This is a genomic window from Pseudonocardia oceani, from assembly GCF_019263585.2.
Classification (GTDB): Bacteria; Actinomycetota; Actinomycetes; order Mycobacteriales; family Pseudonocardiaceae; genus Pseudonocardia; species Pseudonocardia oceani.
Map to the genome: position 1 here is coordinate 2,798,605 of NZ_JADQDF010000001.1, position 18,014 is coordinate 2,816,618.

The window sequence follows — 18,014 nt, forward strand, 5'->3', positions numbered from 1 at the left end:
CGAAGCCGTACCTGCACAACCTTACTAGACCCTCCCGGGCCGCTTCACGACCCCCCGGGCGCGAGGGCGAGGAAGGGGGCGAGGGCGTCCGGGTTCTGCAGCGCGCCCCTGCTCACGGCCTTGTCCGGGGCCACGCCGGCGAGGATCTTCTTGACCGGCACCTCGCACTTCTTGCCGTTGAGCGTGCGCGGGATCGCGTCGACGACGACGAACCGGTCGGGCACGTGCCGCGGCGAGAGCTCGGTGCGCAGGGCCTTGCGGAGGTCGGGCTCGACGTCGGCCAGCTCGGCCCCCGGCGCGAGCACCAGGAAGCACAGCAGCGCGCCCTCGTCGCGGGCGCCGAGCTCGGTGGTGTCGATCACGAGGGCATCGGCGACGGACTCGAACGCCTCCACGACGGCGTAGAAGTCGGCCGTGCCCATGCGGACGCCGCCGCGGTTGAGCGTGGAGTCGCTGCGCCCGTAGATGACGTAGGAGCCGCGCGGGGTGACGCGCACCCAGTCGCCGTGGCGCCAGGCGCCGGGAAAGTCCTCGAAGTAGGCCTCGCGCAGGCGCGAGCCGTCGGGGTCGTTCCAGAACATCACCGGCATGGAGGGAGTCGGGTCGGTGATGACCAGCTCCCCCACCTCGTCGACGAGCTCCTCGCCCTTCTCGTCGAAGGCCACGACGTTCGCGCCGAGCGCCGCGCAGGAGATCTCGCCCATCCACACGGGCACGTTCGGCGCGGAGCCGACGAACGCCGCGCACACGTCGGTGCCGCCGGAGACCGAGCAGATCTGCACGTGCTCGCCGACGGCGTCGCCGATCCAGCGGAAGCCGTCCTCCGACAGCGGGGCGCCGGTGGAACCGATGGCGCGCAGCGAGGAGAGGTCGAACTGGTCGCGCGGGCGCAGGCCGGCCTTGAGCGAGGCCTGGATGTAGGGCGCCGACACCCCGAAGTAGGTGACGCGGTGCCGCTCGGCGAGCTTCCAGAGCGTGCCGAGGTCGGGGTGGCCGGGGTTGCCGTCGTAGAGCACCACGGTGGAGCCGACGAGCAGCCCGCCGATGAGCAGGTTCCACATCATCCAGCCGGTGGTGGTGAACCAGAAGAACCGCTCGCCCGGCCCGAGCTCCATCTGCAGCCCGAGCGCCTTCACGTGCTCGACCACGATGCCGCCGTGCCCGTGCACGATGCCCTTGGGCAGGCCCGTGGTGCCCGAGGAGTAGAGCACCCAGAGCGGGTGGTCGAACGGCACGGGCTCGAACTCCAGCGGCCCCTGCTCGGCGGTGAACTCCGCCCACGGCGTGGTGCCGTCGAGGGTCGCGGCCTCGTCGAGGTAGGGCACGAGGACGGTCTGGCGCAGCGTCGGCAGCTGCGCCTGCAGGGCCGTCACGGTCGGGCGGATGTCGTAGCGCCTGCCGCCGTAGACGTAGCCGTCGACGGCGACGAGCACGGTCGGCTCGATCTGTGCGAAGCGGTCGTGCACGGCGCGCGCTCCGAAGTCCGGGGAGCACGACGACCAAATCGCGCCGAGGCTCGCCGCGGCCAGGAACGCCACGAGCGTCTCGGTGGAGTTCGGGGCCAGCGCGACGACCCGGTCGCCGACGCCGACGCCCGCGCGCACCAGGCCGGCGCGGGCGCGGCCGACGGCCTCGCGCAGCTCGGCGTGGGTGACGGTGCGCTCCAGGCCGTCCTCGCGGGCGAACAGCAGCGCCACGTCGTCGTCGGAGCGGCCGGGGCCCTCGCTCAGGGCGTGCTCGGCGTAGTTGAGCGTGGCGCCGGGGAACCACTCCGCGCCGGGCATCGCGCGCGAACCCAGGACCGCCGTCGGCTCCGTCCGGAAGCGAACGTTCATGAACTCCGCGACCGCCGACCAGAACCCCTCGAGGTCCTCGGTGGACCAGCGCTGCAGTGCGGCGTAGTCGTCGGCGTCGACGCCGCGGTGCTCGCGCACCCAGGCGGTGAACGCCGCGAGCGGGCCGGCGTGATCGGGATCAGGAGCCCACAGGACGGCGGGGGTCTCGGACATGGGCGCCAGCATCGCAACCACGGACCGCCGCGCGCCAGGGTGTGGCGCACACATCACCGTCGACGGCTGTGGGTCCCGACGACGTCCGCGACTCGCCCTCCACGAGAGCCCGACTCGCGGGGGCGTCAGCGCAGGTGCGAGTCGAACCAGTTGAGCGTGCGCTGCCAGGCGTCGGCGGCCGCGTCGGGGTCGGAGTCGAAGCGGTAGCCGGTGCGCGGGTAGACGACGAGGTCGGTGGCCTGCTCGGACTTCGCGGCGGCGTCGCGCAGCTGCTCGATCTCCGGGTCGCGCTCGCCCTCGGTGTTCTCGCCGTAGATGCCCAGCCACGGGCAGGTGAGCCCCGGGGCGGCGTCGACGAGGGGCAGCAGCCCGCTCGACGGGTTGTCGGCGATGCCCTCCCCCGCGACGGTGACGGCCGCACCGAGCGTGCGCTGCGCCGCCACCAGGAGGGCGACGGACCCGCCGAGGTCGAAGCCGATGACGCCCATCCGGTCCGACGCGACGTCGCGCTCGGCGAGCCAACCGAAGGCGGTGTCGGTGTCGGCCATGACCTGCTCGCCGTCGAGGCGGTCGACCTGCTGCTGCACCTGGCCGTCGTCGCCGTCGACCTCGTCGGCGCCGTCGCGGTGGTACAGGTGAGGGGCCACGGTGAGCCACCCGTCGGCAGCGAGGCCGCTGACGAGCCCCCGAACCGTGTCCGTGACGCCCCGCGCCTCGTGCAGCACGACGATGCCCCCGCGGACCGGGCTGACCGGCTCTCCGACGGTGAGCCGCAACTCGCTGCCGTCGACCAGGGGTACGGTCTCCGTGCGGATGTCGGTCATGCTCACAGCGTGGCACGACTCTGCCGAACGGACGGGACCGGGCGGCATATGGTGACGCGCGTGACGACGATCCGGCCCGACCTCGCGGCCCTCCCCGCCTACGTCCCCGGCCGCGTGGTCCCCGGCGCGATCAAGCTCGCGAGCAACGAGGTCCCGCTGCCGCCGACCCCGCCGGTGCTGGCCGCTGTCGCCGAGGCCGCCGCGGCCGGCAACCGCTACCCCGACCTCGCCGTCGTCGGCCTCACGGCCCGCCTGGCGCGGAGCCTGGGCGTCGACGCCGACCGGATCGCCACCGGCTGCGGCTCGGTGAGCATCTGCCAGCAGCTCGTGCAGGCCACCTGCCTGCACCCCGAGGACGAGGTCGTCTTCGCGTGGCGCTCGTTCGAGGCCTACCCGATCGTCACGCAGATCGGCGGGGCCACCGCCCGCACGGTCCCGCTCACCGACGACTTCCGCCACGACCTCGACGCGATGGCCGCCGCCGTCGGCCCGCGCACGCGCCTGGTGATGGTGTGCAGTCCCAACAACCCGACGGGCACCGTCGTCACCCGCGCGGAGCTGGAGCGGTTCCTCGACGCGGTCGGCCCCGACGTCGTCGTCGCCCTCGACGAGGCCTACCACGAGTACGTCACCGATCCCGAGGCCGTCGACGGGCTGGACGTGCTCGACGCGCACCCGAACCTGGTCGTCCTGCGCACGTTCTCCAAGGCCTACCGCCTCGCCGCGCTGCGGGTCGGCTACGCGGTCGCGGCGCCGGAGATCGCGGCCGCGCTGCGCAAGGTCTGTGCGCCCTTCAGCGTGAGCTCGGTGGCGCAGGCGGGCGCGATCGCCGCCCTCGACGACGCCGCGAACCTCCTGGCGGCGTGCGCGGAGGTTGTCGACGAGCGGGTGCGGGTCCGCGACACCCTGCTCGCCGCCGGCTTCACCGTACCGCCGACGCAGGCCAACTTCGTCTGGCTGGCCCTGGGCGGGCGCACCGCCGACTTCGCCGCACACTGCCTCGACCACAAGGTCGTCGTGCGGCCGTTCCACCCCGACGGCGTACGGGTGACGGTGTCGAGCCCTGCGGAGAACGACGCGTTCCTGACCGCGGCCGGATCGTTCCCGAACTGACTGCCGCGGGGCCACGATCTGCGGTTCACTGGATCCATGAGCTCCTACCCGCCGCCCGGACAGGGCCCCTGGCCGCAGCAGCCCGGCCCGTCGGGCGCGATGGTCCCCTCAGAGGACCGCAACTGGGCCGTCGGCGCCCACCTCGGCAGCTTCGCGGCCGCCTACGTCGCCCTCGGTCTCATCGCGCCGCTGATCGTGCTGCTGGCGCGCGGGGGGCAGTCGCCGTTCGTGCGGCGCCAGGCGATCGAGTCGCTCAACTTCCAGATCAACGCACTCGTCATCATCGCGATCGGCTGGCTGCTGGCCATCGTGCTGATCGGGTTCGCGATCCTCGCGGTGTACGGCGTCTTCTACGTCATCGTGGTCGTGATGGCCACGATCAAGGCGTCGCGCGGCGAAGACTTCCGCTACCCCCTCACCATCCGCCTCATCCGCTAGTTCCGGACGCGGAGGTCCGCCTTCCCACTCCGTTGTCGCAGGTCACAGCACGATCACGAATCGGTGCACGATCGGGGTGGGCCGTGTCGCCGGCGGCGCGCCGCGAGCGCCCGGCACATACTTCCGCCGCCCCACCTCGGGGCTCTGAGGAGGATTTCATGGGCATCATCGGGTGGATCATCGTCGGCGGCCTCATGGGCGCGCTGGCCAAGTACATCCTTCCGGGCAAGGACCCGGGCGGCATCATCGTCACGATCATCATCGGCGTCGTCGGCGGCCTGCTCGGCGGCTTCATCGGCTCCGCCGTGTTCGGCGTGTCCACAGGCGGGTTCTTCGAGATCCGCACCTGGCTGATCGCGCTGGTCGGCGCGCTGCTGCTGCTGGGCATCTACCGCCTGGTGACCGGGCGCCGCGTCGCCCGCTGACCCCACCGGTCCCGTCCGGCGCCTCCGCAGTCCGCTGCGGAGGCGCCGTTCGCGTCTCAGGGCTCGAGCACGTAGCCGGCGCCGCGGACGGTGCGGATGCGCTCCGGTCCGATCTTGCGCCGCAGGTAGGAGATGTAGACCTGCACCAGGTTGGCCGACGCCGGCTCCGACCACACCTCGCGCGCCAGCCGGTCGGGTGACAGGACCTCCCCCGGCTCGCCGAGCATCGTCTTGAGCAGGGCGAACTCGGTGGGCGAGAGCGAGACCTGCTGACCGTCGACGGTGACGTCGCCGAACTCCGTGTCGACGACGAGCTCACCGTGCCGCAGCACCGCGTGGTCGACGGCCGGGCCCATCCGCAGCCGCAGCCGGATGCGCGCCGCGAGCTCGTCGACGGCGAACGGGCGGAGCACGTAGTCGTCGCGGTCGCCGCGCAGCAGGTGCAGCAGCCCGGCGCGTCGCTCACGCGGGGTGACCGCGATGACAGGCGTCTGCGGCGACTCGTTCTGCACCGCGGCGAGCACCGACGCCTGGTCGGGCCCGGGCAGCTCGACGTCGAGGACGATGAGCGCAGGGTCACGGGAGCGGACGGCGTCGAGGACGCCGATGCCGTGGCCGACGGGGCTGACGCTGACGCCCTCGGACCGCAGAGCGCGCAGCACGGAGGCCGACGCCGCGGTCGGGGGCAGCGCCAGCAGGACGTGATCGACCTGGGGTACGGGCACGCGTGGCTGGGGAATGACCGGCACGTGCGTGGACGCACCCCCTGGGGGAGCAGCAGGGAGCATCGGTGACCACTCTGCCGCATCCCCGACCGGAGTAACAATCCGCTAACGAGGCGACATCACCCGTCGGTGGAGCGGTCGTGACGCGCTGCTGAGAACAGAGCTGCTCCGAACGGAGTACTACTCACCCACAGGAGACCGTTCATCGCGCTCTCCGGCGCGCCGGAACGACCTGTGGGCGCGCACGCGCAACCCGCGCTCTCAGGTTCGGCGATCACGCGCCGTCATTTTCTACTGTTCCGGCCCATGCGACGGAAACCCTCCGCTGAGGTCGGTCGCTCGGAGACCACCGCCGAGCTGATCGCCCGCATCAGCGCCGAGCGCGACGCCCCGGTGGAGTCCACCGGGCGTCACGCCGTCCTCACCGCTCCCCCTCGGACGACGACGGCCCGCTCCCGCACCACCGCCGAGCCGGCGCTCCGGCGCCCGCGCCGCCCCGCGGCCGACCACACGGCGCCCCCGACCGGCCCACACGCCCTCGAGCCCGCTCCCCGCGTCCCGGCTCCCCGCGCGCCCGCACCGGCGGCCCTCCCGGTCGCCGACGACGAGCCGTCCCTGCTGCGCACCGGGCCGATCGGGCCGCCCGTGCCCGCAGGCCCGCCCGCGGCGCCGGCTCGCCGGCGCCGGGCCGTCGAGGAACCGTCCGCCGGCCTGCGCGAGCTCCCCGTCGAGGAGGACGTGCTCCACGACCCGGAGGCCGACGAGACCCCGACGACCGTCCTGCACTTCGTCGCCCCGGACGCGCCGGCTCCCCGACGGCCCGTGCGGATGCTCGTGACGGGCGCGCTGGTGGCGGTCGCGATGGTCGTCGTCGGGGCGGCCGCGGCGGGCTGGTTCGGCGGGACGACCCAGAACGCCCCCGCGCGGCTCACCGCAGTGACGAACGGCGTCGTGCCGGCGCCGGCCCCGACCGGGCCGACGGTCCCGGCACCGGTGGGTGCCGCACCCGCGGAGGCCGCACCGGCCCCCGCAGCGGAGCCGGCCGCCGACGTCCGGCTGACCGGCGGCGCCGTGCCGCCCGCCGACACCTCCTACGGCTACTGAGCCCACCCCATCCCGCCCGGCGCTCCCCACCGGGCGGGACGGGGCGTTCCTCAGATCGCGCGCTTGGTGTGCGGGCGCGGCCCGCGACCACCGCGGGTGGCGTCGCCCTGCGGGCCGACGTGGCCCGGCTGGCGCGGGTTGCGCGCCTTGGCCCGGCGGGCGGCCCGGTTGAGCGGCGCCTCCGGCTCCTCGGGCGCCCCGGCGTCGTCGACGACGGGATCGGGCTCGGGCTGGGATTCCGGCTTCGGCGCGGACTTCGACTCGGACACGGCAGACCTCCGGTGGAGTGGGGAACGGTGACGGCGGCGGATCAGGAGATCACCGGCGGAGCCTAGCCCGCACCGCCTCCCGCCTCCTCCTCCTTTCACGCCAGCAGCGGCACCAGCCGGTCGGCGTGCTCGCGCAGGAGCCGGACGAGCTCCTCGTTGGGCTCGGCGACCCGCGCCGCGGGCCCGCACAGCGCCAGCCCCGCGACGAGCGCACCGGTGGCCGGGTCGTGCACGGGCACCGCGAGGCAGCCCTTGTCGACGTTGAGCTCGCCGCACTGGCGCGCCAGCCCGGTGGCGGCGACCTCGGCCACCCGCTCCCCCAGCTCCGCCGACCCGGTGACGGTGTGCGCGGTGAGCGGGCGCAGGTCGCGGGACAGCGCGCGCCAGTCGGCCTGGTCGGCGAGCAGGAGCCGCCCCAGCGCCGACGCGTGCGGGTAGCGGGCCAGGACGGCCGACTCGGTCGGCGGGTGGTCCTGGTCGGGGTCGACGAGGGTCAGCGTGCCGCCGCGGAACGACGCCAGGTGCACCCCCCAGCGCACCATCCCGCGCAGGTGCTCGACGACGGCCCGCGCCGCGGCGGGCGGCGGCGGCACGACCGGCAGCGCCAGCCGCGCGGCGCGCCGGCCCAGCGCGAACCCGCGAAGGTCCGGCAGCCGGACCAGGTACTCCTCGCCGACCAGCAGGTTCAGCAGCCGGTAGGTCGTGGCCTGGGGCAGCTTCAGCGCCGCGGAGATCTCCTTCGCCGTGACGCCCGGCCCTGCCGCGACGACCTCCTCCAGCACCGCCAGCGCACTGCGCACCGCGCGCGGCTGGCGTCCGGAGAGCGCGATGGGGTCGGTCACGGGGCCACCAGCACGTCGTCGGCGACCGTCTCGTCGTAGGCGCCGATGCCCGCCAGCGCGGCCGGCCGCCGCCACCGCAGCCAGCCCAGCCAGACCGCGCCGGCCAGCCCCAGCAGCGCGATCACCAGCGGGACCGCGCCACCCCACTGCGACACGACGAACGCCCCGAGCACCGCGAGCAGCACCGGCGCCGCCACGGCCGTGACGACGACCGGCCAGGTCGTCAGCTCCCCGATCCGGCGCAGGAACGGCGGCGCGGCGAGGCACACGAGCAGGTAGGCGACGAGGTACCCGGCGGTCGCGACGGTGAGCAATTCGGCCAGCACCCGCGGCCCCGGCACCCCGGCGGCGAGCAGCCCGGCCGGCACCGCGGCGACGACCGGCAGCACCGCGGCGATCGCGACGTGCGGCGTCCGGAAGCGCGGGTGCGTGCCGCCCAGCGCGGCCGGCACGATCCCGTCGCGGGCCATCGAGAACACGACGCGGACCAGCGCTCCCAGCGTGGCGAGCGTGCAGGCGGCGAAGGACATCGCGATGCCGAGGTCGAGCACCACGGCGATCCAGGCCTGGCCCCGCGCCATCGCGAGCGTGAGCACGGGCTGGGGCGCGGTCGTCAGGCCGCCGGCGGCGAAGCCGGAGATCTGCGTGTAGGCCGCGAACAGGTAGAGGACGCCGGTGGCGGCGGCGGTGAAGGAGACGACCCTCGGGATCGTCCGGAACGGGCGCCGCGCCTCGACGCCCATCGCCGTGGCCGCCTCGAACCCGATGAACGCCCCGAGCGCGGGGAGCACCGCGGCGGCGATCCCGCCGGGTCCGGGGTCGGGCGGCGGCGGGCCCGCCGGCGCGTCGGCGCCGAGCAGCGCGAGGAACACGACCGTCATCAGCGTGATCGACACGGCCTCCACGAGCAGCACCAGGCGCGCGGAGAGCCGCACGCGCACCAGTACTCCGGCGGTGGCGAGCGCGGCGAGGACGCAGACGGAGAGCACCAGCACCGGCCGGGAGGCGTCGCTGCTGCCGCCGAGGCGGGTGACCAGCGCGTCGAGGTAGATCGCCGAGCCCGTCAGCGCGGCCATGGCCAGGACCCCGTACCCGACCAGCAGCGCCACCCCGGAGCTGAACGCGGCGGCCGGGCCCAGGCCCTGCGCCGTCAGGCTGTAGAGCGAGCCGGCGGCGGCCATCCGGCGGGTGAACTGGCCGATGCAGCTGCCGATGAGCAGGGCCACCACCGTCGCGACGACGAACGCCCACAGCGTCCCCGGCCCGGCCGTCGCCGCGACGATCGCGGGCACGGTCGCCATCGCGGCCGCGGGCGCGGCACCGGCCACCGACTGCGCCAGCACCTCGGCGGGCCCGAGGTTGCGCCGGTCCAGGCCGTGCACCGGCGAGCGGTGGCGCAGCTTCGGCAGGGGCACGGGCGGGTCCTCCCTCGGGGGCGAGCGGCGTGTCGGCGCAGCGTAGGACGCCACCGGCCCCGTGCGAACAGCCGCGGCGCCCCGAACGAGAAAACTCCCCGGTGCGTTCCCGCCGCACGGGAACGGTGACGGCCGGATCCCCCACCGCCGGGGTGCCGACCGGAATGACGGTCGTCCGCCCCACGTTCGAGCCGGGTGATGACACCGGCCCGCCTCTCGCTGCTCGACCGCTCCCGCACGCGCGCCGGGGAGCCGGACGCGCAGGCGCTGCGGCACACCGTCGAGCGGGCCGTGCGCGCCGAGGAGCTGGGGCACCACCGGTTCTGGGTGGCCGAGCACCACGCCGTGCCGGGGATCGCGAGCGGCAGCCCGCCGGTGCTCGTGGCGGCGATCGCCGCGCGGACCTCGCGGATCCGCGTCGGCTCCGGCGGCGTGATGCTGCCCAACCACCAGCCGCTCGTCGTGGCCGAGCAGTTCGCGATGCTGGAGGCGCTGTTCCCCGGGCGCGTCGACCTGGGGGTGGGGCGCTCGCTCGGGTTCACCGGGCCGGTCCGCCGCGCCCTGCGCAGCACCGGTGCCGACACCTTCGCCGAGGACCTCGCCGAGCTCCGCTCCTACCTCGACGGCACCGCCCCGGTGACGGCCCGGCCCCGGCTCGACCGGCCGCCGCCGCTGTTCGTGCTGGCCACCGGCCGGGGGCTGGCCGTGGGCGGGGACGCCGGGCTGCCGGTCGTGCTCGGGGGGCCGGTGCTCGACGACGACAGCCTCGGCGAGCGCCTCGACGACTACCGCGCACGCGCGCGGGCCGCCGGCGCGCAGCCGTACGTGGTCGTCTCGCTCGACGTCCTCGTCGCCGACTCCGTGGCGGCCGCGCGCGAGCTCGCCGTGCCCGAGGCGTGGGCGCTGGCCGCGGCCCGGGCGACCGGGGAGTTCCCGGCGCTCGAGCCGGTCGACGACCGGCGTCCGATGACCGAGCGGCAGCGCGAGCGGGTCGACTCCGCGGTGGGCCGGACGGTGCACGGGGACGAGGCGACCGTGGCGGGCGCCCTCGACGACCTGTTCGCCCGCACCGGGGCCGACGAGCTGCTCGCCTCCACCTCGACCTTCGACCTCGACGCGCTGCGGGAGTCGGACACCCGTCTGGCCGCGCTCTGGACCCGACGACCTCGCTGATCTCTCCTCCGGCGAGGGTGCCGATCCGTCCCGCGAGTTCGCCGATCCCACCCGGCGAGTTCGCCGTCGGCGCTCGCACCCGGCGAGCACGAACGGCCATCACCCCGTACCGGGGCGGCAAACTCGCCGGGGTACTCACGGGGTCGGGCGGGGGTAACGGATCAGCAGGCTGGCGTGCACGTCCGCGTCCGGCCCCGCCGCGTACCCGTGCGGCACCTCGGCCGCCCACTCCAGGTGCTCCCCCGGCCCCGCGCGCCGGGGCGACGCCGACGGGCCGGCCTCCAGCACGCCCGCGAACACCGTGACGTGCTCGGTGACGCCCGCGTGGTGGGCCGGGGAGGTCTGCGCGGTGCCCGCGGGCAGGTGCATCCGGTACAGCTCGTAGGTGACCGGCCCGTCGTCGAAGACCCTCAGCAGGGCCATCTCCGCGGCCGACCCGCGCACCGGCCCGGGCGCCGCGACCAGCGCCGTCAGGGGCAGGCCCAGCGCGCTCGTGACGGCGTAGAGGGTCTCCAGGGTGGGGTTGCGGGTGCCGGACTCCAACCCGGAGAGCGTCGCCTTCCCGATCTTCGCCCGCCGCGCGAGCTCCGAGAGCGACAGGCCGCGCTCGGCGCGCAGGGCCGTCACGCGCGCGCCGACACCGGTGCTCTCGGCGAGGGCGGGGCGGCCTTCCGGGGCGTCCGGCATCGGGCTATCGTCCCACCGTTCCGTAAACGGAACGATAGCGGAGGTGGCAGGTGCAACCGTTCCTGGCGGGGATCGTCGCGGCGCTGGTCGGGTTCGCCGGCGCCTTCACCGTCGTGCTGGCCGGGCTGCGCGCCGCGGGCGCCGACGAGGCGCAGGCGGCGTCCGGGCTGCTCGCCGTGTGCCTCGCGTCGGGGCTCGTGGCCGTCGTGCTCGGGCTGCGCTACCGGATGCCGATCAGCATCGCCTGGTCGACGCCCGGCGCCGCGCTGCTGATCTCCGCGGGCGCACCGGCGGGCGGGTTCCCGGCCGCGGTCGGGGCGTTCCTGCTGTGCGGCGCGCTGATCGTCGTCGCCGGACTGGTGCCGGCGCTGGCCCGGCTCGTCGCCGCGATCCCGTCCCACGTGGCGGGCGCGATGCTCGCCGGGGTGCTGCTGCCGCTGTGCCTGGCGCCCGTGCGGGCCGTGGCGGAGGTACCGCTGCTGGCCGCGCCCGTGGTCGTCGTGTGGGTGCTGGTCGGGCGGTTCGCGCGGGCGTGGGCCGTGCCGGCGGCGCTCGTGGTGGCCGTCGGGCTGATCGTGCTCACCGGGCCGGCGGTCGTCGGGGCGGCGCCGACGTTCGTGTGGACGGCACCGGCGTTCGAGGTGCCCGCGCTCGTCGGGATCGGGCTGCCGCTGTTCCTCGTGACTATGGCCTCGCAGAACGTGCCGGGGATGGCCGTGCTCGCGCAGTTCGGCTACCGGCCGCCGCTGCGGCCGATCCTGGGCGCCACCGGCCTCGCGACGCTGGCGGGCGCACCGTTCGGCGGGCACGCGGTCAACCTCGCCGCGATCAGCGCCGCGCTGGCCGCGGGGCCGGAGGCGGGGGCGCCGGAGCGGCGGTGGGTCGCGTCCGTCGTCAACGGGGTGGGGCTCGCGGTGCTCGGGCTGGGCGCCGGCCTCGCGGCAGCCGTGGTCGTCGCCTCTCCGCCGGTGCTGATCGAGGCGGTGGCCGGGCTGGCCCTGCTCGGCGCGCTGGCCTCGTCGCTGGCGGCGGCGGTCGCCGACGTCGAGGGGCGGGAGGCGGCGGCCGTCACGTTCGTGGTGACGGCCGCGGGCGTCGCGTTCCTCGGGCTCGGGTCGGCGTTCTGGGGGCTGCTGGCCGGAGCGGCGATGACGCTGCTGCACCGGCGGCGGACCTCGCGTTCGCCGGTTCAGGAAAGCCACGATGCTGCCCTGTGAGGGCCTGTACGTGGCTTTCCTGAACCGGAGCGTCAGGGCACCCGCCCGATGAACGCCAGCAGCTTCGTCTGCTCGTCGGCGTCCTCGGGCACCGGCGTCCGCGGCCCGTAGTGGCCGCTTCCGCGCAATACCTCGTCGAGCGGCAGCATCCCCTCGTAGAGCCGGTGCACCTCACCGGGATCGAGCCGCTCGTCGCCGCCGGTGGCGCGGGCGAGGTCCCAGGTGTGCAGGAAGACGTCGGTGGTGCCGATCATGTCCAGCGCGACGGCGAAGGGCATCGGCCCCATCGGCGTCTCCCGGACGGCGTCGACGACGGCGGGGTCGGCCAGCGCCCCGGCCAGCAGGGCGTCGAGGGCGCGCCAGGCGGCCACCGGGTCGTCGTCGACGGACGGCAGCGGCGACGCGTCGAGCCCCCACTTCTCGACGAAGAACGCCGGGAGCCACGCGACGAGGTGCCCGACGACGTCGCGCGCCACCCACCCCTCGCACGGCGCCGGCCGCTCCCAGGCGCCCGCGGGCACCGCCTCCACCCGCTCCGTGAACCCCGCCGCGATCCAGCGGTACCGGTCGGCCGCGTCACCCATCAGATCTCCTCTGCTCGGTCGGCCTGCTCGTGTCACCGCTAGGACGACCGCGGCGCCCACGACTCATCGGTGGCCGGCGAGGCCCCGCCGCTCCAGCAGCGGGCGCAGCTCCGGGTCGCGCCCGCGGAAGGCGCGGTAGGCCTCCATCGGGTCGACCGCACCACCGCGGGAGAGCAGCGCGCGCCGGAAGGCGTCGCCGTTGGCGCGGGTCAGGCCGCCGTTCTCGGCGAACCAGTCGACGGTGTCGGCGTCGAGCACCTCGCTCCAGATGTAGGAGTAGTAGCCCGCGCTGTAGCCGCCGCCGAAGACGTGGTTGAAGTAGGTGGAGCGGTAGCGCGGCGGTGCGCTCGGGACGTCGACCCCGGCGGCCCGCAGCGCGTCGGCCTCGAAGGCCTGCACGTCGTCGACGGCGTCGTCCGGGCCGAGGCGGTGCCAGGCGAGGTCGAGCAGCGTCGCGGCCAGGTACTCCGTGGTCGCGAAGCCCTCGCCGAACCGCCGCGCCGCGTGCAGCCGCTCCACGAGCTCGGCGGGCAGCGGCTCGCCGGTGACGTGGTGGCGCGCGTAGTTCCGCAGGACCTCCGGGTCGTCCAGCCACATCTCGTTGACCTGCGACGGGTACTCGACGAAGTCGCGCGGCACGCCGGTGCCGGAGAAGGTCGGGTAGCGCACGTCGGAGAGCAGGCCGTGCAGCGCGTGCCCGAACTCGTGGAAGAGGGTGCGGACCTCGTCGATCGTCAGGAGGGTCGGCACGCCGCGCGCGATGTTGAGGGTGTTGAGGACGACGGGCCGCGTCCCCAGCAGGTGCGACTGCACGACGAAGCTGTTCATCCACGCCCCGCCGCGCTTCGCGTCGCGCGCGAACAGGTCGGCGACGAAGAGCCCGAGCGGCCCGTCCTCGTCGGCGACGTCGAACACCCGCACGTCGGGGTGGTGGAGCGGGAGGTCGTGGCGCTCGGTGAAGGTGAGGCCGTAGAGCCGGTGCGCGGCGAAGAACACGCCGTCGTGCAGCACACGCTCCAGCTCGAGGTAGGGGCGCAGCGCGGCGGCGTCGAGGTCGTAGCGCTCCTTGCGCAGGCGCTCGGCGTAGAAGGCGCGGTCCCAGGGCTCGATGTCGTGGCCGGCGAGCGCGGCCAGGTCGGCGGCCTCGGCGCGGGCGTTCTCCACGGCCACCGGGACGAGCTCGCCCAGCATCGCGTCGATCGCCTCGACGGTGCCCGCGGTGCCGACCTCGACCACCCAGCTCGCGTGGTGCGGGTGCCCGAGCAGCGCGGCCCGCTCGGCGCGCAGCGCGACGAGTCGGCGCACGATCTCGCGGGTGTCGTTCTCGTCGCCCAGCGCCCCCCGCGTCACCGACGCCGTGTGCAGCTCCTCGCGCAGCGCGCGGTCGGTCAGCGAGGCCATCGCGGGCTGCCCGGTGGGCAGGACGAGGCTGAGCCGGTCGCCCCGGGCGGCGACGGCGGCCACCGCGTCGGGCGAGAGGCCGTCGAGCCGGGCCGGGTCGTCGACGCGCACGGCGGCCGCGTTGGCGCCGGCCAGCAGCCGGGAGCCGAACTCCGTCGACAGCGTCGAGATCTCGGCGTTCAGCGCGCGCAGCCGCTGCTGCTCGTCGGCGCCGAGCCGCGCCCCGGCGCGCACGGCGTCGCGGTGGCGGCGCTCCAGGAGCCGCCGCGACTCCTCGTCGAGCCGGTCCGGTGAGATCGTCTCCAGCCGCGCGAACAGCGCCGGGTCGAGCGAGATCGCGTCGGCGTGGGCGGCGAGGCGGGGCGCGACCTCGGCCTCGATCTCCCGGATCCCGGGCGTGCTGCACGAGCCGACGAGGGTGGAGAAGACCGCGGAGACCCGGCGCAGCACGGCGCCCGAGCGCTCCAGCGCGACGACGGTGTTGTCGAACGTCGGCGGGGCGGGGTCGGCCGTGATGGCGTCGACCTCGGCCCGCTGCTGCGCCATGCCCGCCTCGAACGCGGGCAGGAAGTGCTCCTCGCGGATCGCGTCGAGCTCGGGGTAGCCGTGGGGCAGCGGGCTGGGGGCACGGAACGGGTCGGCCGTCATGCCCCCACGCTAGGCGCGATCTAGGTTGGCGGGATGGCGCAGGTGCGGGTGGGCGTGGCCGCGGTCGTCTCCGACGGCACGCGCTGGCTGGTGCTGCGCCGCACCGGCGCGCACGGGGCCGGCAGGTGGGGGCTGCCCGGCGGGCACCAGGAGTTCGGGGAGTCGCCCGAGGACACCGCCGTGCGGGAGGTGGGGGAGGAGACCGGGCTCGACGTCGTCGCCGACACGCGGCTGGGGTTCACCGACGATCCGATGCCCGAGATCGGGCGGCACTACGTCACGTTGTTCGTGCGGTGCCGGATCGTCGGCGGGACGGCGCGGATCGCCGAGCCCGACAAGGCCACCGCCCTCGCCTGGCTCACGCCCGAGCAGCTGCGCGCCCGCGACGACCTGTTCGCCCCGCTCCGCCGCTTCCTCGACGCCTGATGCCACGCAACGAGAGCGCGACTCGCGCGCAACGAGACCCCGACTCGCGGGGGTGGCGCGTCAGGTCAGCAGCGTCGCCGCCTTCTCCCCGATCGCCACCGCCGTGGCCGACGGGCCGCGCCGCGGGACCGTCGGCAGCACCGACGTGTCGGCCACCCGCAGCCCCTCGACGCCGAGCACCCGCAGCTCCGCGTCGACGACCCGCCCGATCGCCGCGGTGCCGCACAGGTGCACCGAGGTCGTGAGGTGCTCGGCGATCCAGGCGTCGAGCGTGCGGTCGTTGCCGAGCACGTCGCCGCCGGGGCCGATGCGGCGCCCGACCCCGGCGCGGAGCAGATCGGCGGCGGTGCGGATCGCGTGGCGCAGGCGGCGGCGGTCGTGCTCGGTGCGCAGGTAGCGGTACTCGATGCGGTCGAGCGTCAGCTCGCCGCGGCTGTCGGGGTGCTGCAGCGCGCACATCAGGTGCAGCGGGCCGCCGGGCGCGAACGGCCGGACGAACGCCAGCACCTCGACGTCGCCCGCCGGATCGGCGCCGGCGTCCCAGTTGAGCGCGACCTGGCTGCCGGGGGCGTGCGGGTGCGCGGGCGGGTCGTCGTCGGCGAAGGGCAGGTAGACCGACGGGTGGTCGGAGAAGTCCCGTCCGACGGGCAGGTCCACGCGCAGCCCGGGGCCGATCCCGGAGCGCAGCAGCAGCCGCGGCGTGCCGACCGCCCCGGCCGCCAGCACCACCTCTCCCGCCTCGACGACCTCGCCGGACTCCAGCTCGACCCCGCGCGCCCGCGCGCCGTCGAACAGCACCCGGGCGACGGGCGCGTCCCCCCGCACGTGCTCGGGCCGGTAGGCCGTCGCCGCGCTGACGCGGACCCCGTCGACGCTGTTGGTCGGCACCGGCCCCGCTCCCGGCGCGCCGCCCGCGTTCTTGTCCGGCTCGGCCGCGAAGCCCAGCCGCTGCGCCGCGTCGAGGAAGCGCTCCGCGGCGGGGTGCAGCAGCTCCCCGGAGGGCCGCCGGACCGGCACCGGGCCGGTCGTCCCGTGCCACGGGTCGGACTCCGAGCGCTCGTAGTGCGGGAGCAGGTCGTCCCAGGTCCAACCCGGCCCCCAGTCCTCGGCGCGGGTGGCGCGGACCCAGTTGGCGCCGTTGATCGCGCTCGACCCGCCCAGGCCCCTGCCCCACGGCACGACGGCCGCGTGCCCCGGCCGCAGCAGCACGGGACGGGCCCAGTTGCGAGGGTGGCCCGGGGCGGTGGCGGCGAGCGAGGTCACGTCGCTCAACTCGGGGAGCGGGGCCACCGGACCGGCCTCGAGCAGCAGCGCCCGCGCGCCCAGCCGCGCACCGAGCCGCCCGGCCAGCGCGCAGCCGGCCGACCCGCCCCCGACCACCACGACGTCCCGCACACGGGCAGGATGCACCCGGTGGACGATCTCGCGCAGGATCTCGCCGACTTCATCGTCGCCTCGCCGACGCCGTACCACGCGGTCGCCGAGGCGGTCCGCCGCCTGACGGCCGCCGGGTTCGTCGAGCAGCCGGAGGCCGGTCCCTGGGCCGACGGGCCGGGCGGTCGCTACCTCGTGCGCGACGGCACGGTGCTGGCCTGGTCGGTGCCCGAAGGCACCGCGCCCGGCACGCCGATGCGGATCTTCGCCGCGCACACCGACTCCCCGACGCTGAAGGTCAAGCCGAACCCCGACGTCGGCGCGGGCGGGTGGCGGCAGGTCGCCGTCGAGGTCTACGGCGGCGCGCTGTGGAACTCCTGGCTCGACCGCGACCTGGGCCTCGCCGGGCGCCTCGCGCTCTACGACGGCTCGACCGTGCTCGTCGACGTCCACCGCCCGCTGCTGCGCGTGCCGCAGCTGGCGATCCACCTCGACCGCGGCGTCAACTCGGAGGGCCTGCACCTCGACGCCCAGCACCACCTGCTCCCGATCTGGGGCCTGGGCGCCCCCGCCGAGGGCGACCTGCTCGACTTCCTGGCCGTCGAGGCGGGCGTCGACGCCGGGGAGGTGGCGGCGCACGACCTCGTCGTCCACGACGTGGTCCCACCCGCGCGCCTGGGCGAGGAGGAGGAGCTGCTCGCGGCGCCGCGGCTGGACAACCTCGCCTCGGTGCACGCCGGGATCGGCGCGCTGCTCGCCGCCGCCGGCACCCCGGACGTCATCCCGGTGTTCGTCGGCTTCGACCACGAGGAGATCGGCAGCGGCTCGGCCACCGGTGCGGCGGGTCCGCTGCTGGAGACCGTGCTCACGCGGCTGGCCGGCGGGTTCGACGCCCGCGGCGCAGCCTTCGCCCGCTCCCGCTGCCTCTCGGTCGACGTGACGCACGCCGCGCACCCCAACTACCTGGGCCACCACGAACCCGGCCACCGCAGCGTGCCCAACCGCGGGCCGGCGCTGAAGGTCAACGCCAACCAGCGCTACGCCACCGACGCCCCCGGCGCGGCGGCGTGGCACCGCGCCTGCCGCGACGCCGGCGTCCCGACGCAGGTGTTCGTCGGCAAGAACACGGTCCCGTGCGGCACGACCGTCGGCCCGATCCTGGCGACGCGGCTCGGCATCCGCACCGTCGACGTCGGCATCCCGGTCCTGTCGATGCACTCGGCCCGGGAGCTGTGCGGCGTCCACGACCCGGGCCACCTCGCCGCCGCGGCCACGGCGTTCCTCGTCGATCCCGCCTGACCCGCAACTGGACAGTTGCGGATAGTATGTGCAACCCTTCG

Annotated in this window: 18 protein-coding genes; 8 read left to right on the top strand and 10 right to left on the bottom strand. The window is 75.5% G+C overall.

Going from position 1 to position 18,014, the window contains the following annotated elements; translation table 11 throughout:
* Nucleotides 1-44: 44 nt before the first annotated feature.
* Both I4I82_RS13990 and I4I82_RS13995 read right to left on the bottom strand, forming a co-directional pair.
* Complete coding sequence (locus I4I82_RS13990; RefSeq protein WP_225920595.1) at nt 45-2,009, bottom strand: acetoacetate--CoA ligase; 1,965 nt, start codon at nt 2,007-2,009, stop codon at nt 45-47.
* A gap of 125 nt (nt 2,010-2,134) precedes the next feature.
* A complete protein-coding gene (locus I4I82_RS13995; protein ID WP_218590201.1) occupies nt 2,135-2,833 on the bottom strand; it encodes a dienelactone hydrolase family protein in 699 nt (232 codons plus the stop codon).
* Nucleotides 2,834-2,881: 48 nt separating this feature from the next.
* On the opposite strand from I4I82_RS13995, the gene hisC reads away from it, so the two are divergent.
* The 3 genes from hisC to I4I82_RS14010 all read left to right on the top strand — a co-directional run bounded on the left by hisC (nt 2,882) and on the right by I4I82_RS14010 (nt 4,809).
* Nucleotides 2,882-3,946 (top strand): histidinol-phosphate transaminase, encoded by a 1,065-nt coding sequence (hisC, locus tag I4I82_RS14000; protein WP_218590200.1) that lies wholly within the window; start codon nt 2,882-2,884, stop codon nt 3,944-3,946.
* A 36-nt stretch (nt 3,947-3,982) separates the two neighbouring features.
* Nucleotides 3,983-4,384 (top strand): DUF4870 domain-containing protein, encoded by a 402-nt coding sequence (locus I4I82_RS14005; protein WP_225920596.1) that lies wholly within the window; start codon nt 3,983-3,985, stop codon nt 4,382-4,384.
* Nucleotides 4,385-4,542: 158 nt separating this feature from the next.
* A complete protein-coding gene (locus tag I4I82_RS14010) occupies nt 4,543-4,809 on the top strand; it encodes a GlsB/YeaQ/YmgE family stress response membrane protein (protein ID WP_218590199.1) in 267 nt (88 codons plus the stop codon).
* Between the two features lie 56 nt (nt 4,810-4,865).
* On the opposite strand, the gene I4I82_RS14015 is transcribed toward I4I82_RS14010, so the two are convergent.
* Nucleotides 4,866-5,534, bottom strand: a complete 669-nt coding sequence (locus tag I4I82_RS14015) for a response regulator transcription factor (RefSeq protein WP_226370046.1) — start codon at nt 5,532-5,534, stop codon at nt 4,866-4,868.
* Nucleotides 5,535-5,840: 306 nt separating this feature from the next.
* Here I4I82_RS14015 and I4I82_RS14020 point away from each other — a divergent pair, with 306 nt between their 5' ends.
* On the top strand, nt 5,841-6,638 hold the full coding sequence (locus I4I82_RS14020) for a hypothetical protein (protein ID WP_218595778.1): 798 nt from the start codon (nt 5,841-5,843) through the stop codon (nt 6,636-6,638).
* Nucleotides 6,639-6,688: 50 nt separating this feature from the next.
* Here the strand turns inward: I4I82_RS14020 and I4I82_RS14025 are convergent, their stop codons facing one another.
* The 3 genes from I4I82_RS14025 to I4I82_RS14035 all read right to left on the bottom strand — a co-directional run bounded on the left by I4I82_RS14025 (nt 6,689) and on the right by I4I82_RS14035 (nt 9,164).
* Entirely contained in the window at nt 6,689-6,907 is a 219-nt protein-coding gene (locus I4I82_RS14025) for a hypothetical protein (RefSeq protein WP_218595779.1), read from the bottom strand.
* 95 nt (nt 6,908-7,002) lie between these two features.
* Nucleotides 7,003-7,749, bottom strand: coding sequence for an IclR family transcriptional regulator (locus I4I82_RS14030; protein WP_218594650.1), 747 nt, complete (start codon nt 7,747-7,749; stop codon nt 7,003-7,005).
* Nucleotides 7,746-9,164: an APC family permease gene (locus I4I82_RS14035; RefSeq protein ID WP_226370047.1), complete on the bottom strand. Its 1,419-nt coding sequence runs from the start codon at nt 9,162-9,164 to the stop codon at nt 7,746-7,748. The genes I4I82_RS14030 and I4I82_RS14035 overlap by 4 nt, the downstream gene beginning before the upstream one ends.
* Before the next feature lie 198 nt (nt 9,165-9,362).
* Between I4I82_RS14035 and I4I82_RS14040 the strand changes: the two genes are divergently transcribed.
* Nucleotides 9,363-10,337: an MsnO8 family LLM class oxidoreductase gene (locus tag I4I82_RS14040; protein WP_218596481.1), complete on the top strand. Its 975-nt coding sequence runs from the start codon at nt 9,363-9,365 to the stop codon at nt 10,335-10,337.
* A gap of 135 nt (nt 10,338-10,472) precedes the next feature.
* Here I4I82_RS14040 and I4I82_RS14045 read toward each other — a convergent pair whose 3' ends face one another.
* A complete protein-coding gene (locus tag I4I82_RS14045) occupies nt 10,473-11,024 on the bottom strand; it encodes an XRE family transcriptional regulator (protein WP_218595780.1) in 552 nt (183 codons plus the stop codon).
* 50 nt (nt 11,025-11,074) lie between these two features.
* Here I4I82_RS14045 and I4I82_RS14050 point away from each other — a divergent pair, with 50 nt between their 5' ends.
* Nucleotides 11,075-12,241 carry a benzoate/H(+) symporter BenE family transporter gene (locus tag I4I82_RS14050; RefSeq protein ID WP_218595781.1) on the top strand — a complete coding sequence of 389 codons (1,167 nt, stop codon included), beginning with the start codon at nt 11,075-11,077 and terminating at the stop codon, nt 12,239-12,241.
* A gap of 32 nt (nt 12,242-12,273) precedes the next feature.
* Here I4I82_RS14050 and I4I82_RS14055 read toward each other — a convergent pair whose 3' ends face one another.
* Nucleotides 12,274-12,825 carry a TIGR03086 family metal-binding protein gene (locus I4I82_RS14055; RefSeq protein ID WP_218593437.1) on the bottom strand — a complete coding sequence of 184 codons (552 nt, stop codon included), beginning with the start codon at nt 12,823-12,825 and terminating at the stop codon, nt 12,274-12,276.
* A 63-nt stretch (nt 12,826-12,888) separates the two neighbouring features.
* Complete coding sequence (locus tag I4I82_RS14060; protein ID WP_218593436.1) at nt 12,889-14,874, bottom strand: M3 family metallopeptidase; 1,986 nt, start codon at nt 14,872-14,874, stop codon at nt 12,889-12,891.
* Nucleotides 14,875-14,907: 33 nt separating this feature from the next.
* On the opposite strand from I4I82_RS14060, the gene I4I82_RS14065 reads away from it, so the two are divergent.
* The gene (locus I4I82_RS14065; RefSeq protein ID WP_218593435.1) at nt 14,908-15,300 is read left to right on the top strand and encodes a nucleotide triphosphate diphosphatase NUDT15; all 393 of its coding nucleotides are present in this window, start codon (nt 14,908-14,910) and stop codon (nt 15,298-15,300) included.
* A 60-nt stretch (nt 15,301-15,360) separates the two neighbouring features.
* Here the strand turns inward: I4I82_RS14065 and I4I82_RS14070 are convergent, their stop codons facing one another.
* On the bottom strand, nt 15,361-16,710 hold the full coding sequence (locus I4I82_RS14070) for a GMC family oxidoreductase (protein ID WP_226370048.1): 1,350 nt from the start codon (nt 16,708-16,710) through the stop codon (nt 15,361-15,363).
* On the opposite strand from I4I82_RS14070, the gene I4I82_RS14075 reads away from it, so the two are divergent.
* The gene (locus tag I4I82_RS14075) at nt 16,705-17,973 is read left to right on the top strand and encodes a M18 family aminopeptidase (protein WP_225920597.1); all 1,269 of its coding nucleotides are present in this window, start codon (nt 16,705-16,707) and stop codon (nt 17,971-17,973) included. The genes I4I82_RS14070 and I4I82_RS14075 overlap by 6 nt on opposite strands.
* The last annotated feature ends 41 nt before the right edge of the window (nt 17,974-18,014 follow it).

Coding starts and splice junctions, on each gene's coding strand:
- I4I82_RS14005 (WP_225920596.1), top strand. CDS start 3,983: ATGAGCTCCTACCCGCCGCCCGGACAGGGCCCCTGGCCGCAGCAGCCC.
- I4I82_RS14075 (WP_225920597.1), top strand. CDS start 16,705: ATGCACCCGGTGGACGATCTCGCGCAGGATCTCGCCGACTTCATCGTC.
- I4I82_RS14060 (WP_218593436.1), bottom strand. CDS start 14,874: ATGACGGCCGACCCGTTCCGTGCCCCCAGCCCGCTGCCCCACGGCTAC.
- I4I82_RS14040 (WP_218596481.1), top strand. CDS start 9,363: ATGACACCGGCCCGCCTCTCGCTGCTCGACCGCTCCCGCACGCGCGCC.
- I4I82_RS13995 (WP_218590201.1), bottom strand. CDS start 2,833: ATGACCGACATCCGCACGGAGACCGTACCCCTGGTCGACGGCAGCGAG.
- I4I82_RS14055 (WP_218593437.1), bottom strand. CDS start 12,825: ATGGGTGACGCGGCCGACCGGTACCGCTGGATCGCGGCGGGGTTCACG.
- I4I82_RS13990 (WP_225920595.1), bottom strand. CDS start 2,009: ATGTCCGAGACCCCCGCCGTCCTGTGGGCTCCTGATCCCGATCACGCC.
- I4I82_RS14010 (WP_218590199.1), top strand. CDS start 4,543: ATGGGCATCATCGGGTGGATCATCGTCGGCGGCCTCATGGGCGCGCTG.
- hisC (WP_218590200.1), top strand. CDS start 2,882: ATGGTGACGCGCGTGACGACGATCCGGCCCGACCTCGCGGCCCTCCCC.
- I4I82_RS14020 (WP_218595778.1), top strand. CDS start 5,841: ATGCGACGGAAACCCTCCGCTGAGGTCGGTCGCTCGGAGACCACCGCC.
- I4I82_RS14065 (WP_218593435.1), top strand. CDS start 14,908: ATGGCGCAGGTGCGGGTGGGCGTGGCCGCGGTCGTCTCCGACGGCACG.
- I4I82_RS14045 (WP_218595780.1), bottom strand. CDS start 11,024: ATGCCGGACGCCCCGGAAGGCCGCCCCGCCCTCGCCGAGAGCACCGGT.